General features: G+C 71.2%; 14 protein-coding genes. 12 read left to right on the forward strand and 2 right to left on the reverse strand.

The genetic code is table 11. The annotated features are described in order from the left end of the window. The first annotated feature begins 158 nt into the window (after positions 1 to 158). The 11 genes from fbaA (at position 159) to D458_RS0116470 (ending at position 12,322) form a co-directional block, all read left to right on the forward strand. A complete protein-coding gene (fbaA, locus tag D458_RS0116420; protein WP_017587844.1) occupies positions 159 to 1,181 on the forward strand; it encodes a class II fructose-bisphosphate aldolase in 1,023 nt (340 codons plus the stop codon). Positions 1,182 to 1,532: 351 nt separating this feature from the next. Next, positions 1,533 to 1,961: a hypothetical protein gene (locus tag D458_RS0116425; RefSeq protein ID WP_017587845.1), complete on the forward strand. Its 429-nt coding sequence runs from the start codon at positions 1,533 to 1,535 to the stop codon at positions 1,959 to 1,961. 45 nt (positions 1,962 to 2,006) lie between these two features. Then, positions 2,007 to 2,768 (forward strand): ABC transporter ATP-binding protein, encoded by a 762-nt coding sequence (locus D458_RS0116430; RefSeq protein WP_017587846.1) that lies wholly within the window; start codon positions 2,007 to 2,009, stop codon positions 2,766 to 2,768. Positions 2,769 to 2,845: 77 nt separating this feature from the next. Then, entirely contained in the window at positions 2,846 to 4,138 is a 1,293-nt protein-coding gene (locus tag D458_RS0116435) for a hypothetical protein (protein ID WP_017587847.1), read from the forward strand. Then, positions 4,126 to 4,806, forward strand: a complete 681-nt coding sequence (locus D458_RS0116440) for a hypothetical protein (protein ID WP_017587848.1) — start codon at positions 4,126 to 4,128, stop codon at positions 4,804 to 4,806. The genes D458_RS0116435 and D458_RS0116440 overlap by 13 nt, the downstream gene beginning before the upstream one ends. Positions 4,807 to 4,850: 44 nt before the next feature. Next, positions 4,851 to 5,267 (forward strand): DUF3151 domain-containing protein, encoded by a 417-nt coding sequence (locus D458_RS0116445; protein ID WP_017587849.1) that lies wholly within the window; start codon positions 4,851 to 4,853, stop codon positions 5,265 to 5,267. 214 nt (positions 5,268 to 5,481) lie between these two features. Continuing rightward, entirely contained in the window at positions 5,482 to 6,765 is a 1,284-nt protein-coding gene (locus D458_RS0116450; protein ID WP_017587850.1) for an adenylosuccinate synthase, read from the forward strand. Positions 6,766 to 6,814: 49 nt separating this feature from the next. Further along, positions 6,815 to 8,065 carry a phosphoribosylamine--glycine ligase gene (purD, locus tag D458_RS0116455; protein ID WP_017587851.1) on the forward strand — a complete coding sequence of 417 codons (1,251 nt, stop codon included), beginning with the start codon at positions 6,815 to 6,817 and terminating at the stop codon, positions 8,063 to 8,065. Between the two features lie 164 nt (positions 8,066 to 8,229). Beyond that, complete coding sequence (locus tag D458_RS0116460) at positions 8,230 to 9,135, forward strand: phosphoribosylaminoimidazolesuccinocarboxamide synthase (RefSeq protein ID WP_017587852.1); 906 nt, start codon at positions 8,230 to 8,232, stop codon at positions 9,133 to 9,135. A 375-nt stretch (positions 9,136 to 9,510) separates the two neighbouring features. Then, positions 9,511 to 10,806, forward strand: a complete 1,296-nt coding sequence (gene murA / locus D458_RS0116465) for a UDP-N-acetylglucosamine 1-carboxyvinyltransferase (RefSeq protein ID WP_026119374.1) — start codon at positions 9,511 to 9,513, stop codon at positions 10,804 to 10,806. Positions 10,807 to 11,056: 250 nt separating this feature from the next. Next, the gene (locus tag D458_RS0116470) at positions 11,057 to 12,322 is read left to right on the forward strand and encodes a hypothetical protein (protein ID WP_017587854.1); all 1,266 of its coding nucleotides are present in this window, start codon (positions 11,057 to 11,059) and stop codon (positions 12,320 to 12,322) included. Positions 12,323 to 12,462: 140 nt separating this feature from the next. Here the strand turns inward: D458_RS0116470 and hisC are convergent, their stop codons facing one another. Then, positions 12,463 to 13,545, reverse strand: a complete 1,083-nt coding sequence (gene hisC / locus D458_RS0116475) for a histidinol-phosphate transaminase (protein ID WP_017587855.1) — start codon at positions 13,543 to 13,545, stop codon at positions 12,463 to 12,465. Positions 13,546 to 13,704: 159 nt separating this feature from the next. Here hisC and D458_RS0116480 point away from each other — a divergent pair, with 159 nt between their 5' ends. After that, entirely contained in the window at positions 13,705 to 14,361 is a 657-nt protein-coding gene (locus D458_RS0116480) for a hypothetical protein (RefSeq protein WP_017587856.1), read from the forward strand. Here D458_RS0116480 and D458_RS0116485 read toward each other — a convergent pair. Further along, the gene (locus D458_RS0116485; protein ID WP_017587857.1) at positions 14,336 to 15,325 is read right to left on the reverse strand and encodes a MauE/DoxX family redox-associated membrane protein; all 990 of its coding nucleotides are present in this window, start codon (positions 15,323 to 15,325) and stop codon (positions 14,336 to 14,338) included. The genes D458_RS0116480 and D458_RS0116485 overlap by 26 nt on opposite strands.

Here is a 15,325-nt window from a genome sequence, read left to right on the forward strand (position 1 = left end):
GGACGACACCTGGTGGACACCTCCGGACGCACGGCCCCCGGGCCGCCCCCGACAGTCCGGTCTCCTCCACCGGGGCAACGCACGTGGGGTGCCGTCGGTACGCGAGAGTCTCGCGTCGGCGGCCGCTCGCTCCAGGCCGAACCAGGGAGAGTCAAGCCATGCCCATCGCCAGCCCCGAGGTCTACACCGAGATGCTGAGCCGCGCGAAGTCCGAGGGCTTCGCCTACCCGGCGATCAACGTGACCTCCAGCCAGACGCTGCACGCCGCCCTGCGCGGCTTCGCCGAGGCCGAAAGCGACGGCATCGTCCAGATTTCCACCGGTGGTGCGGAGTTCCTCTCCGGCGCTTCGGTCAAGGACATGGTCACCGGGTCGGTCGCCTTCGCCGAGTTCGCTCGCGTCGTCGCCGCCAAGTACCCGGTGAACATCGCCCTGCACACCGACCACTGCCCGAAGAACAAGCTCGACGGCTTCGTCCGCCCGCTCCTGGAGATCTCCAAGGAGCGCGTGGCCAAGGGCCAGGAGCCGCTGTTCCAGTCCCACATGTGGGACGGCTCCGCTGTCGAGCTGGAGGAGAACCTCCAGATCGCGGACGAGCTGCTCGCCGCCTCCAAGGCCGCCCGGACCATCCTCGAGATCGAGGTCGGCGTCGTCGGCGGCGAGGAGGACGGCATCGTCGGCGAGATCAACGAGAAGCTGTACACCACCCCGGAGGACGCCCTGCGTACCGCCGAGGTGCTGGGCCTGGGCGAGAAGGGCTACTACCTGACCGCCCTGACCTTCGGCAACGTGCACGGCTCCTACAAGCCGGGCTTCGTGAAGCTGCGCCCCGAGGTCCTCAAGTCCGCCCAGGAGGCCGTCGCCGCCAAGTACGGCAAGGCCAAGGCCTTCGACTTCGTGTTCCACGGCGGCTCCGGCTCCACCATGGAGGAGATCCACGAGGCGATCGGCTACGGCGTCGTGAAGATGAACATCGACACCGACACCCAGTACGCCTACACCCGCCCGGTCGTCGACCACATCATGAAGAACTACGACGGTGTGCTGAAGGTCGACGGCGAGATCGGCAACAAGAAGGCCTACGACCCCCGCGCCTACGGCAAGGTCGCCGAGGCCGGCATGGCCGCCCGCGTGGTCGAGGGCGCCCAGCACCTGAAGTCCGCCGGCAACAAGATGAAGTAGGACCCCGCCCGACCGCTCCCCGGCGGTCCGGCACCCGGTGTCCGGCAGTCGTGTCACGACCGCCGGACACCGTCCTTTTGTCCCGTGTCCCGTGTCCCGCATCCCCGTTCTCCCACGCCTCGCCCGCCCCCGTGGCGGGCATCGGTCGCAACACGAAACGCGCCCGTGGACTGCCCGAATCAGGCGGACAGATATTCTCCGGACCCCTCTTCCGAGGGAAACCCGGGTGCACTTTTCACTGCATTTCCCCACAGGACGCCCAGCGTCGAAAAAGGACCTTCCAACCTCGGTTTCGCGTCCGTCGGCCCGGGAATTCACCCCGCGCTTCTCCCTCGGACAGAATGAGGAAACGTGAAGGACAGGAACCGATCGGTCCGCCTGGCGGCTGTCGGCGTGCTCGTGGCGGGCAGCGTGCTCGTCGGGGGCTCGACGGCCGGCGCCGCGTGGGCCTCGTCGTCCCCGGCCGCAGCCGCGTCCCGAAGCGCGAGTGAGCAGGCGGCCGCCTGTTCGCTCGGCGCCGACAACCCCACCGCTTCGAACGGCACCGTCTCCGGAACCGGATCCCGTGCCGGCTGCGGGGGCACGGTGACCCTCACCGTGCAGGTACGCAGGCACCGCACCGCCTGGCCCGACAAAGTCGTGGCCGAGACCAGCCGGACCGGGTTCTCCAACGGAGACCTCCGAGCCTCCGGAAACTGCGACGGACAAGGCACCTACTTCACCGAGACCAGGAGTTCGAGCGGAAACAAACTGTCGTCCGGAAGGACGACCCTGTGCTGACCAGGATCCCCGGACGAATTCCGGTGGGGGCGAAGGGGCGGGCCCGTGCGGGTCACCGCTGAGGGTCTGGACTTCGGTTACCGAAACCGGAGAAAGGTCCTGGACGGCCTCACCTGGACCGTGGAGCCCGGGGTCACCGGGCTCCTCGGCCCGAACGGCGCGGGCAAGACCACTCTGCTGTCGCTCATCGTGACGCTGCTCCCCGTCCGGGGAGGGCGCCTGCTCATCGGGGAGCACGACCTGTCCACCGGGACCGGCCGCTCCCGGGCCCGCCACGAACTCGGGTTCGTACCGCAGCGCTTCTCCCTGACCGGTGAGCTGACCGTGGCGGAGACCGTCGCCTACGCCGCCTGGACGCACGGGCTGGACCGCCGCGAGTGCGGGGAGGCGGCCCGGCGGGCGCTGGAATCCGTGGACCTGGCCGGGCTCGCCGACCGGCGCACCCGGACCCTGTCCGGGGGCCAGCGCCAGCGCGTGGGCATCGCCGCGGCCCTCGCCCACGACCCCCGCGTCCTGATCCTGGACGAGCCCACCGCGGGTCTCGATCCGGGGCAGCGGCTCCGGGTGCGCGAGGTCGTGGCCGGCCTGGGCGCGGACCGGACCGTGCTGATCTCCACCCACCTCATCGAGGACGTCGCCCACCTGTGCACCCGGATCGGGGTCCTGGCGGGCGGCCGGATCGAGTTCCAGGGCACCTTTCCCGAACTGGAGGCCCTGATCGACGACGTCCCCGGGGCGAGCGCCTACGGCTCCGGGTTCGAGCGCGCCTACGACCGGCTGATCGCCCGGGTCGGAGAGCGACCGTGAGCCCGCTCCGGAACCGGGCGCCCCGGAGTGAGGCGGCCCAGGGCACGTCGTCCCGGAACACGTCGGTTCGGAGCAGGTTGACGACCTCGCCCCTCTTCTGGCCGCTCCCGCCGCCCCTGGTGCTGGTCCCGGCCGGGATCGTCCTCCTCATGACACTGACAGCGACCTGGGGTCAGCTTTCCTGGCGCGCCCTGGACTGGGTGTACCTCTCCGGACAGGTGGGGGTCCAGGCCCGGCTGCCGGTCGTGGTGGCGGCCGGTGCCGCGGCCTTGGCTGCCGCCCGCCTCACCCGGCCGAGTCTGGTGTTCGCCCAGTCCTGGCAGCCCCGTCTGGGGCGGGATGTCCCGCTGCGGCACGTGACAGTGGTCATCGGCTGGTGCCTGAGCGCCTATCTGGTGGGGCTGCTCCCGCTGACCGCCGCCGTCGCCTCGCAGGGTGCGGGCACGCCGAACCCCGTGCCCGTCCTGGGTGCGCTGACCGGGTTCGCGGCCCTCACCCTGCTCGGCTACCTGTGCGGGGTCGCCCTGCGCGGGTTGATCGCGGTTCCGGTGGCGATCGGTCTTGTCTTCGTGTGCACCAGCCTGCCCCTGGTCGCCGACGCCTGGACCGCCCTGTCGCTCCAGCTTCCGTTCACTCCCTCCCTCGGTATGCGGGAGAGCGTCCCGCTCGGCCTCTACCGGCTGGGGTTCTTCCTGCTCCTGGCGACCGCCGCCGCGTGGACGTCCGTCTGGCTGCTGCGGGCCCCGCGCCGGTGGTCGGCCCCGCACGTCACGGCGGTGGTCGCGGTGGCGACCGCCGCTGTCCTGCCCCACCTGCACGCGTTCCCGCTCGTGACCTACGCTCCGGTCGGCTCCGAGGTCTGTGCGGAGCGCGAAGGGGTCCGTTACTGCGTGCACGAGGGGCACGCGGACGAACTCGCCCTGATCGTCGAACTGGCCGCCCCGGTCTTCGCCGCCTACGGGTCGTCCGAAGCCGCCCCCGCGCAGGTGCGCGACCACAGCCTGGCCACCGGGGACGACGAAGTGCTGCACGGCACCGGGCACGGCGTGCTCTGGACGCGCGTCCACCCGGGCTGGGACCCCTACCAGGAGGTACCGCAGGCATCCGCCGGGTGGCTGGTACCCGACCTGCTCGTGTGCGGTTCCGAGGGTGTGGCCGGGACCGGCGGGGAAGCGACCCCGCAGGAGCGCCGGGCGGCCGTGCTGGTGGGGCTCCAGACCTGGCTCGCCTCACGGTCCTTCCCCGGTTCTCCCGGCGCCGGGCCGTTCGCGGAGGCCGCCCCCGACGAGGTCCGGGACTGGATCGGCCGGAACGAGGACCGGCTCGCCCGGTGCGAAGTGGAACCCGAGGAGCTGCCGTGGCGACCGTGACACCGCACCCCGTCCTGGTGCCGGTGCGCCCTTCCCTGCTGCCGATGCTGCAGGCCCTGGCAGCGGCCGTGGCGGCGGTGGCCCTGGGCTCGGCATCGGCGGGCGTCGTGGTGCCGGTGGCGGTGTTCGACTGGCCCAACGAGGAGCAGCGGATCCCCGTCGCCGAACTGCTGTGCGTGTGCGCGGCCTCGGTCGGGGCGTGGGCGAACCGCCCCCGCCTGTGGGAGTGGGAGCGGCTGGGCGGGGCCCGGACGCGGGTCCGGGCGGCCGCGGTGGCCGCGCTCGGAGTTCTGCTGCCGGGGGCCGCCGCGTCGGCGCTGCTGCCCTCCGCCTCGGAGGCGGAGAACCCGTGGCTGCTGGTGACCAACATCCTGCTGGCGGTGTCCGCCGTGTACCTGCTGGCGCCCTTCCTGGGCGCGGTGCCGTCCGGGCTGGTCGTGCTGGCGGGGATCTTCCTGGGGGCGGCGGCCTGCAACATGGTGCCGGGACTGAACCGGGTGAGCCCTTACGCGTACGTGGGGTCCGACGGGTGGAGGGCCCCGGACCTGCTCGCCGGTCCGACGCTGCCCGCCCTGGCCCTCGTGCTGGCCCTGGCCGCGGTGGCGGCGCACGCGGCGACGCACGGCTCCACCGCCCGGGTCCAGCGGCACGGGTCGGAGGCGGGTTGAGCCCGGCTCTCCGGGAGGTGCCGGCCCGGTGGCAGGATGGGGGCATGAACCTGCACCAGAACCTGCTGAACGAGCCGCCCGAGACGCGCCTGCCCGACGACCCCGAGGCGCGCGAGGCGCTGGCCGCCTCGGACGACCCCACCCCGGTCGCCGGTCGTTTCCCGACCTACTCCGCGGCCTGGGCGCGCCTGGCCGAGCTGGCCCTGGCCGACGGCCGGCCGGTGACCGCCTACGCGTACGCCCGCACCGGATACCACCGCGGCCTGGACCAGCTGCGCCGCTCCGGTTGGAAGGGCCACGGCCCGATCCCGTGGGAGCACGAGCCCAACCAGGGCTTCCTGCGCGCCCTGCACGCCCTGGGCAAGGCCTCCGAGCAGATCGGCGACGCCGAGGAGGCCGAGCGCTGCGCGACCTTCCTCAAGGAGTCCAGCCCGGAGGCGGACCAGGCGCTCAACGGCTGAGTCCGCCACGCCGGAGCCGGCCGGGGAAAAGGCGTGCGCACAGAGCACGCGGGAACCGTGTGACACAGGCGCCGCAAAGCCCCACTTAACCCGGATGCGCAGGTCGTGTACGCTCAATACGCAACGGCCCCTGTCGCTGCCTTGCGCCAGGGGTTCATCCATGTTCGGGGCCGGAAAAGCCCCGGTCAGGTGTCGAGCGAAGAGGTAGAGACCAATGCCGGCGATCACGCTCGTGGGTGCCCAGTGGGGCGACGAGGGCAAGGGCAAGGCGACCGACCTGGTCGGTGACCGTGTGGACTACGTGGTCCGCTACCAGGGTGGCAACAACGCCGGGCACACGGTGGTCATCGGCGACCAGAAATACGCCCTCCACCTGCTGCCCTCCGGCATCCTGTCCCCGAACGTCGTGCCGGTCATCGCCAACGGCGTGGTCATCGACCCGGGTGTGCTGTTCGAGGAGCTGCGCGGCCTCCAGGAGCGGGGTGTGGACACCTCCCGCCTGGTCATCTCGGCCAACGCGCACCTGATCATGCCCTACCACCGGGCCCTCGACAAGGTCAGCGAGCGCTTCCTCGGCAAGGGCAAGATCGGCACCACCGGTCGCGGCATCGGCCCGACCTACGCCGACAAGGTCACCCGCCAGGGCGTGCGCGTGCAGGACATGTTCGACCCCAAGATCCTGCGCAAGAAGATCGAGCTCGCCCTCCACGACAAGAACCAGCTCCTCACCAAGGTGTACAACCGGCGCGCCCTCGAGGCCGAGCCGATCATCGAGGAGTACCTGGGCTACGCCGAGAAGCTGCGCCCGCACGTCGCCGACACCTCCCTGATCCTCAACAAGGCGCTGGACGAGGGCAAGACGGTCTACCTCGAGGGCTCGCAGGGCACCCTCCTGGACATCGACCACGGGACCTACCCGTTCGTCACCTCCTCCTCGCCCACCTCCGGCGGCGCGGCCGCGGGCGCCGGCATCGGCCCCAACCGCATCACCAAGGTCGTCGGCATCCTGAAGGCCTACACCACCCGCGTCGGCTCCGGCCCCTTCCCGACCGAGCTCCTCGACGAGCAGGGCGTGTGGCTGCGCACCCAGGGCCACGAGTACGGCGTCACCACGGGCCGCGACCGCCGCTGCGGCTGGTTCGACGCCCCGATCGCCCGTTACGCCACCCGGATCAACGGCATCACGGACTTCTTCCTGACCAAGCTCGACGTGCTCACCGGTCTGGAGCGCATCCCGGTGTGCGTGGCCTACGACGTCGACGGCGTGCGCCACGACGAGATCCCGATGACGCAGACCGACTTCCACCACGCCACGCCGATCTACGAGTACTTCGACGGCTGGTCCGAGGACATCACGGGCGCCCGGAAATTCGACGAACTCCCCGAGAACGCGCAGGCTTACGTGCGTACTCTTGAGGAGATGGCGGGCGCTCCGATCTCCGCCATCGGCGTCGGTCCGGGCCGCGAGGAGACCCTCCAGCTGCGTTCCCTGGTCTGACCCGGCGACCACCCGTAACGTCCTCCAGCAGAAGAAGAGGCCCCCTGTAGTGAAAGCCCTCGTTCTCGGCGGCGGAGGCCGCGAGCACGCACTCGTCCGAGCTCTGTCCCTTGATCCGGGCGTCACCAGCATCCACAGCGCACCCGGCAACCCGGGCATCTCCGACCTGTCCGAGAACCACGTCATCAACGTGACGGACGGGCTGGCCGTGACCGAGCTGGCCGCGCGCATCCGGGCCGAGCTGGTCGTGATCGGCCCGGAGGCGCCGCTGGTGGCCGGGGTGGCCGACGCCCTGCGCGACCGCGGCATCCCGGTGTTCGGCCCCGACAAGGAGGCAGCCCGGCTGGAGGGCTCCAAGGCCTTCGCCAAGGAGGTCATGGAGGCGGCCGGGGTCCCCACCGCCAAGGCGCGTGTGTGCCGCAGCGCCGGCCAGGTCTCCGAGGCCCTCGACGAGTTCGGGGCGCCCTACGTGGTCAAGAACGACGGGCTGGCCGCGGGCAAGGGCGTCGTGGTGACCGAGGACCGCGCCCTCGCGGAGCAGCACGCCCGCGAGTGCGGCCGGGTCGTCATCGAGGAGTTCCTCGACGGCCCCGAGGTCTCGCTGTTCGTGCTCACCGACGGCACCCACGCGCTCCCGCTGCTGCCCGCACAGGACTTCAAGCGCGCCTACGACGGCGACCAGGGGCCCAACACGGGCGGCATGGGCGCCTACGCCCCTGTCCCCTGGGCACCCGCCGGCCTGGTGGACGAGGTCATGGAGTCGGTCGTCCGGCCGACCGTGTCCGAGATGAACCGCCGCGGCCACCGCTACCAGGGCCTGCTCTACGTGGGCCTGGCGCTGACCTCCAAGGGTCCGCGCGTGGTGGAGTTCAACGCGCGCTTCGGCGACCCGGAGACCCAGGTCGTGCTGGACCGGCTGGCCACCCCGATCGGGACGGTCCTCCAGGCCACCGACACCGGCGGTCTCGGTTCGATCGGTTCGCTCCAGTGGAAGTCGGGCGCCGCGGTGACCGTCGTGGTCGCGGCGGAGAACTACCCGGGCGACCCGGTCAAGGGCGACCTCGTCGGCGGCCTCGACGCCGCGAACTCCGTCGAGGGCGCCTACGTGCTGCACGCGGGCACCGCCTGGGACGGGGTCCGCGACGTCAAGTCCAACGGCGGCCGCGTGCTGAACGTGGTCGGTACCGGCTCGGACCTGCGCCAGGCCCGTGAGCGCGCCTACGAGGCCGCGAGCAGGCTCGAACTGCGCGGCTCCTTCTACCGCACCGACATCGCCGAGCGGGCCGCCGCCGAGGTCTAGCGACGGGCGACAGAACCCCTCAAGGGCCTCCGGCGGCGCGCCGGGGGCCCTTGTGCGTGCGTGCCGCCGCCCCGGAGGAGACGGAGCGCGGGGGCTGCCCGAGCGGGCCCGTCACCGGGAACGCGATACTGGAGGGGTCCGCACCGAAACCAGAGAGAAGCGTCATGAGTGGCTTCGTCACCGTTCCCGAGCCCGTCGAGGTTCCGGGGCTCACCCATCTGCACACCGGCAAGGTGCGCGACCTGTACTCGACGGCCTCCGGCGAACTGGTGATGGTGGCCAGCGACCGCGTCTCGGCGTTCGACTGGGTGCTGCCCACGGAGATCCCCGGCAAGGGCCGACTGCTCACACAGCTGTCCCTGTGGTGGTTCGAGCGCCTCGGCGACCTGGTCGCCAACCATGTTGTCTCGGACACCCCTCCCGAGGGCGCGCCGGCCGACTGGGCCGGGCGCACGCTGGTCTGTGAGCGGCTGGACATGGTCCCGGTGGAGTGCGTGGCCCGCGGCTACCTCGCCGGTTCCGGGCTGGCCGAGTACCGGGTGGACCGCACGGTGTGCGGCGTCCCGCTCCCCGAGGGCCTGACCGACGGCTCCGAGCTGCCCGAGCCGGTCTTCACCCCGGCCACCAAGGCCGAGGTCGGCGACCACGACGAGAACGTGTCGTTCGAGGTCGTGGCCGAGCGGCACGGTGAGAAGCTCGCCGCGGAGCTGCGCGACCTCACTCTGCGGGTCTACGGGCGCGGCCGGGACATCGCCCGGGAGCGCGGTGTGCTCCTCGCCGACACGAAGTTCGAGTTCGGTCGGAACGGCTCGGGTGACCTCGTCCTCGCCGACGAGGTGTTCACCCCGGACTCGTCCCGTTACTGGCCCGCCGACGAATGGCACCCGGGACACGCCCAGCCGTCGTTCGACAAGCAGGTCCTCCGCGACTGGCTGACTTCGGCCGGGTCGGGGTGGGACCGCGCCTCGGACACACCGCCTCCGGAACTCCCTGCCGACGTGGTGGAGCGCACTCTGTCCCGTTACACGGAGATCTACAGGCGTCTGACCGGTACCGACCCCGCCCTGTGACCGACGGCGGCGGCGTGATTCAGCGCACGCGAACGTCGTTTCGGCTGTGAGAGCGCGTATGGTGGTGGAGTCGTATGCAACACCGGAGTAACGGAAAGCCATGCGTACGACCCCTGGTCTCTCCCTCCGGCGTCATGCCTCTTTGGCCGTTTGGCGGGACTCTTACCGCGATCTGCGGGTATACCACGTTCTGAGCCGGTTGGCGTGAGCGGGTTGCTATAGAGTCAGCGCGAACCCACCGGTTCACTGGCCGCGCAGGTCACACGCAAGTTGGTCGCAACGTTCCGGGGGAATCCCGCGTCTAAAACGCATACGGGCGACACCCGACGTGGGTGACCTTTTTTTCACATCTGCCTCACAAAGGAGCACATGAGCATGGGCCAGGAGGTTCGTTACCGCGTCCGCGGCGGACGCCCCCTCAGTGGAACGGCGTTCATCCAAGGCGCGAAGAACGCCGTCCTGCCGATGATCGGGGCCGCCCTACTGGCGGCCAAGGGCCGTACTGTGCTGCGGAACGTCCCGGTCATCGAGGACGTCTACCGCGCGCTTGAGCTCGCCGAACACGTGGGCGCCAAGGTCGCTTTCCATGAGGCCGAGCGCACTGTCGTCATCGACGCGTCCGGTCTCAACGACCCCGAGCGCGCCGTCCTGCCCGCCGACATCGCGGCCCGCTTCCGCGGCTCCGTGCTCTTCGTTCCCGCGCTGATGCACCGCACCGGCCGCGCGCGCATCGAGGGTGTCGGCGGCTGCAACCTCGGCAGCCGGAACCTCGACTTCCACTACCGCGGCTTCGCGCGGCTGGGCGCCGAGGTCACCGAGGACCTCGAGCTCAACCACATCAACGTGGAGGCGAGCAAGCTCCGCGGCGGTCACCTGTACCTGGACACCCCGTCCCACACCGGTACCGAGAACCTCCTGATGGCGGCCGTGCTGGCTCCTGGCACCACCGTGATCGAGCACGCGGCCCTCGAGCCCGAGGTCATCGACGTCATCAACTTCCTCTCCGCCATGGGCGCGAAGATCAGCGGTGGCGGCACCGGTCTGATCACCGTCGAGGGCGTCGAGGAGCTCACCGCCGTCGAGCACACCATCATGTCCGACCGCATCGACGCCGGTGTGTTCGCGATGACCGTCGCCGCCACCGGTGGCGAGGTCAGCCTGGTGGGCGCCAACCTGGACCACCTGGGTGTGGCCCGCTGGAAGCTCGAGCAGATGGGCGTCGGCTTCTCCCAGGAGGGCGCCGTCCTGCACGTCCAGCGGGACCCGTCCGTGCCGCTGCGCCCGATCAACGCGGTGACCTCGCCGTTCCCGGGCTTCGCGACGGACCTGCAGTCCCCGCTGATGGCGCTGGCCACGCTCGCCGAGGGTGAGAGCTACATCCACGAGGCCATCTACGACGGCCGCTTCGCGCTGGCCGACGAGCTCAACAAGATGGGCGCCAAGATCGAGGTCGAGGGCACCCGCGCCATCGTGCACGGTTCCACGAACCTGCGCGGCGCCGAGGTGATCGCCCACGACCTGCGCACCGGCGCGGCCCTGGTCCTCGCCGGACTGGTCGCCGAAGGTGAGACAATCGTGGCGCCTGGTTATCTGGTTGACCGCGGTCACGCTCAGTTCGCGACGCGGCTTGCCGCGCTGGGCGGTGACGTGGAGCGCGTCACCGTCTCGTAGGAGCCGTAAGCGCAGTTCGAGCCGGGGTGGGAGGCTTCCTCCCACCCGGGCTTTCGGCGTTGATATGGAAAACGATCTTCTTTGGCCCCGCACAATGGGTACGATCTCGGCAATCATGCCGTGACAGAGATCGGGTCGGGAAACCAGTGGGCGCACATAGTGAAGAGCGTGGAATGGTAGCGGGGAGCAACCCGAGGTGAGTGCGCAGCGTACTGGCGATTTGACGATCGGCGTCATAGGACCCCATGAGGTGGTCGAACGGGTCATGCTCATGGGTCCGGGGTCCACCGGGCCCCTCAACGCCAGACTCATCGCCGCCGCCTACCGAGATGAGCAAGAGGCGACGGACAAGGTCGTCAGGCTGGGTTCGGCGATCGACGCCTATCTTTTCGCCAGCCCTGTCCCCTACGAGTTCGCACGGAAGGCCGGCGTGTTGACCATGCCCGCGACCTTCGTGCCGCTCGGCGGGGCGAGCCTGCACGAGGCCTTGCTCCGAGCGACCCTGGACGAGCGGTACGACCCGACCAGAGCCAGTCTCGACGTGCTCAGCCGTGCCGACGTGGTGGAGGCCTACTCCGAGGTCGACCTGCCCGTGGACGGCATCCATGTGCACGAGGAGCTGACCAACACCGCCCAGCTCACCTCCTTCCACGAGGGGCTGTGGCGGCGCAAGGCCACCAAGATGGCGATCACCTGCGTACGCGGCGTCGCCGAGCGCCTGGAGGCCATCGGCGTGCCGGTGATCCGGCTGCGTCCGACCAACGCGGGTGTGCGCAGCGCCCTGCAGACCGCCGGTCTGCTGGGTGCGCACCACCGCTTGGAGGAGGCCCAGCTGGGTGTGGTCGTCGTGGACGTGCCGACGCTGCGCGACTCCTCCCGCCGCTCCACCCCGCGCTACTGGCGCGAGGAGCTGCGGCTGTCGCTGCACCGCCTGCTGCTCCAGGAGGCCCACCGGATCAACGCGACGGCGCACCGGCTGGACGACCACTCGTTCATGGTGACCGCCACGCGGGGTTCCCTGGTCACCGCGACCGAGGGGTTCCGGCAGCCCCCGTTCGTGGAGCGCATCAAGGCGGAGCTGGGCATCGCGATCGAGGTGGGCATCGGCATGGGCCGGACCACCCAGGACGCGGAGTCGCACGCACGCGCGGCGCTCAACCGGGCCCAGGCGTCCCGGCAGAGCTTCGCGGTGGACCGTGAGGGCCGTTCACTGGTTCCGGCGCAGCGCGCTCCGGCCCGCCAGTCGTCCGAGCCCCTGCGTACCAAGGGCAGGGAGACCCTCGTCCGCCTCTCGGAGAAGATCGCCGAGGAGGACGGGCCGCTGGTCGTGGACGCGGAGAACGCCGGGCGCATGCTCGGGGTCACCTCCCGGACCGCGCGCCGGCTGCTGCGCACCCTGGTGGAGGAGGGCCTGGCCTGGCCCCTGCCGCCGAACCGCACACTCCAGCCCGGCCGTCCGCGACAGCTCTACCGGCTGATCGTGGAGAAGCTGGACAAGGACGCCGCGGGCAAGTAGCCCGCACGTGCCGCCGCGGCGTGCATCGGCACGGATCCAATGCACGGTGCGGGTGCACATGACGACACGCCCGACGGGGGCGGCCCTTCACATGGGGCCGCCCCCGTCGGTGTTGCGTACCGCCGCCCGGCGGGTGGTCCTCAGCGGCGCTTGCCGTAGGCGGTGGCGACGGAGAGGAACACGTCGTTCTCCTCGGGCGTGCCGAGGCTGACCCGGGCGCCCTCGCCGTCGAACGGACGCACGGCGACACCCTCCTCGGCGCAGGCGGCGGCGAAGTCCAGGGTGTCCCCGTCCAGCCGCAGCCACACGAAGTTGGCCTCCGTGGGGGGCACGGTCCACCCGGAGGCCACCAGGGCCTCACGGACGCGCTCACGCTCCTTCACGGTGGCCTCCACGCGCTCCAGGAGCTCGGGTTCGGCCTCGAGGGACGCGATCCCGGCCGCCTGGGCGAGGTGGTTGACCGCGAAGGGCACGATCGTCTTGCGCGCGGCGGAGGCCACGTGGGGGTGGCCGACGAGGTAGCCCAGGCGCACGGCGGCCAGCCCGTAGGCCTTGGAGAAGGTGCGCAGGACCGCCACGTTGGGGCGGTCGCCGTACAGCTTCACGCCGTCCGGGACCTCGGGGTCGCGCACGTACTCGCGGTAGGCCTCGTCGAGGATGACCAGCACGTGGTCGGGGACCCGGTCGAGGAAGTCGACGAGCTCCCGCTCCCGGACCGTGGTTCCGGTCGGGTTGTTCGGGTTGCACACCAGCACCATGCGGGTGTTCTCGGTGATCGCGGCGAGGAGCGCCTCGAGGTCGTGGGTCTCGTCCCTGAGCGGGACCCGGACCGACGTCACCCCGGCCAGCTCGGCGAGCAGCGGGTAGGCCTCGAAGGAGCGCCAGGCGTAGACGACCTCGGCGCCGGGCTCTCCGACGGCCTCCAGGAGCTGCTGGAGCAGGCCCACAGAGCCCGCGCCGAGCGCGACGTGGTCCTCGGGCACGTCCAGGTGCGCCGCGAGCACGGCGATCAGCTCGGTGGCGCCCGGGTCCGGGTAGCGGTTCAGGTCTGCGGAGGCGCGGGTGATGGCCTCACGCACCGACGGGAGCGGACCGTAGGGGCTCTCGTTGGAGGACAGCTTGATCGAGCGCCCGCCGGGCCCGACGACCCTGAGCCCGGGCTTGTAGGCGGGGATGGACTCCAGTACCGCCCGCAGATATGGCGATTTCGACTCCGACACCATTGTCCTTCCTCAATACTTTGTGCTAACCCCGCGACACTCTCAGCAATGAGAGGCCCGGGCCGGTCACCGCTCCAAGCGGAAATATCGCACAAACGAGGAGATACCACCATGCGTTTGCGTCATAGTCCTGTCCGCCCCGCCTCGGCCGTCGCGATCGCGATGACCTGTGCGGTCACCCTGGCCGCCTGCGGCGGCGCGGACGAGGAGCAGGCCGACGACCCCGGCATGGAGGCGGCGGCGCAGCTGCACGACGCCCAGCCGCTGAACGTCGGAGACGTGACCCTGCTCCCCGAGAGCAGTGAGGCCGGAACCTACTCCGAGCTTGTCACAGTGAAGTACTCCGAAGAAGTCCGGGCCTCCACCGAGCTGGACAAACCCGAGTGCATGGACGCCGCCAACCGGTGGGGCGACCTGGAATCCGTGCGCGACGCGCCCGCCTCCGTGGCCGCCTACGAGTGGTCCGAGGGCAACGTCTCGCACATCCTCGTCCAGCTCGACGAGGAGTCGGCGGCCGAGGCGCTGTCCGTCGAGCCCCCGGAGACCTGCGCGGAGTACACCGCCACCTACGAGGACGGCAGCAGCTCCGACTACGGGGTCACCGACCTGGACGTGCCCCCCGTGGGCGACGAGTCACGCTCCTTCGGCATCCAGGTCAGCGACGACGACGGCGAGAACCACATGTACACCGTCATGTACCGCAACGGCGGCCTGCTGGGCACCACCTCCGTGATGGGGCCCGGCGAGGCCGAGGACTACGAGCAGCTGCTCGTGGACTTCAGCGAGGCCGCCGTCAAACGACAGGACCAGATGCTCTGACCCCGTCCGGAAGGCCGCGTCCGGACCCGCCCGGGGACTCCTTCGCCAGGGTCCCGGCCTTGGCCCCGCCCCGTCCCTCGGCCTCGTCCCGCTTGGCCGCCTGGCGCGGCCTGGGCAGCCTGCGCGGCGGCCCCTGGAGGTCGAGCGTGGTCACCGCGCCGAAGGAGGCGATCACCGTGCCGCTCTCCCGGTCCACCAGGACGGCGCGCACCCCGGTCCGGCCCGGGCCGCCGATCCGCACCGCGTAGACCACGTCCACGCGGTGCCCGTGGCGCAGGCCGTCGTAGCGCAGGAACCGCCAGCAGCCGTGGCGCCACGTCTCCTCCGGCCGGCTCCGGATCATCACCTTGGCGTTGGTCCGCCAGACCTCGCTGCGGTGCAGGCGGCGGGTGGTCCGCCGTTCGGAGACCTCGCGCAGCGCGCAGGGCTCGCGGGTGGCGGCCCGGGCCGCCGCCTCGCGGAGTTCGGGGCTGAGCAGGGCCAGCAGGAGCAGCTCCGCGCCGAGGACCGCCCCGTGGAGCGCGGTGGGCGCGGAGGCCACCTCCCAGCCGGTGGGCGCCAGCCCGACCGTGGCGGCCGCGGCCACCGCGAGCAGCGACGCCCGGGCGAGCGTGCGCCGGCCGATCGGCGCCTGGCTCAGGCCTCCGAAGCAGCCGCACCCGGCCTCGGGATCACGGCGGCGGGCCACCAGCAGCAGGACGACGGACACCGCGAACACCACGGCGGTGAGCACCCTGGCCGCCTCGCCGAGGAGGCCGGTCGCGGTCAGCAGTGCCACCGCGAGGGCGGCCTCCAGCAGGCAGGTGGCGAGTGTGGCCGGGCGGCGCAGGCGTTCGGGCAGCAGGACGGCCACGCCCGTCCCCGCCGCCTGCGGAGCGGCCTTGGCCGCGGCGCCGAGCAGGAGCAGGGCCGCGAGCAGCGGCAGCTGCACCTCGCGTACCGCTTCGAGTACCTCCGGGAACAT

The organism is Nocardiopsis ganjiahuensis DSM 45031, from assembly GCF_000341085.1.
GTDB lineage: Bacteria > Actinomycetota > Actinomycetes > Streptosporangiales > Streptosporangiaceae > Nocardiopsis > Nocardiopsis ganjiahuensis.

Coding starts and splice junctions, on each gene's coding strand:
- D458_RS0116445 (WP_017587849.1), top strand. CDS start 4,851: ATGAACCTGCACCAGAACCTGCTGAACGAGCCGCCCGAGACGCGCCTG.
- D458_RS0116480 (WP_017587856.1), top strand. CDS start 13,705: ATGACCTGTGCGGTCACCCTGGCCGCCTGCGGCGGCGCGGACGAGGAG.
- D458_RS0116460 (WP_017587852.1), top strand. CDS start 8,230: ATGAGTGGCTTCGTCACCGTTCCCGAGCCCGTCGAGGTTCCGGGGCTC.
- fbaA (WP_017587844.1), top strand. CDS start 159: ATGCCCATCGCCAGCCCCGAGGTCTACACCGAGATGCTGAGCCGCGCG.
- murA (WP_026119374.1), top strand. CDS start 9,511: ATGGGCCAGGAGGTTCGTTACCGCGTCCGCGGCGGACGCCCCCTCAGT.
- D458_RS0116485 (WP_017587857.1), bottom strand. CDS start 15,325: ATGTTCCCGGAGGTACTCGAAGCGGTACGCGAGGTGCAGCTGCCGCTG.
- hisC (WP_017587855.1), bottom strand. CDS start 13,545: ATGGTGTCGGAGTCGAAATCGCCATATCTGCGGGCGGTACTGGAGTCC.
- D458_RS0116450 (WP_017587850.1), top strand. CDS start 5,482: ATGCCGGCGATCACGCTCGTGGGTGCCCAGTGGGGCGACGAGGGCAAG.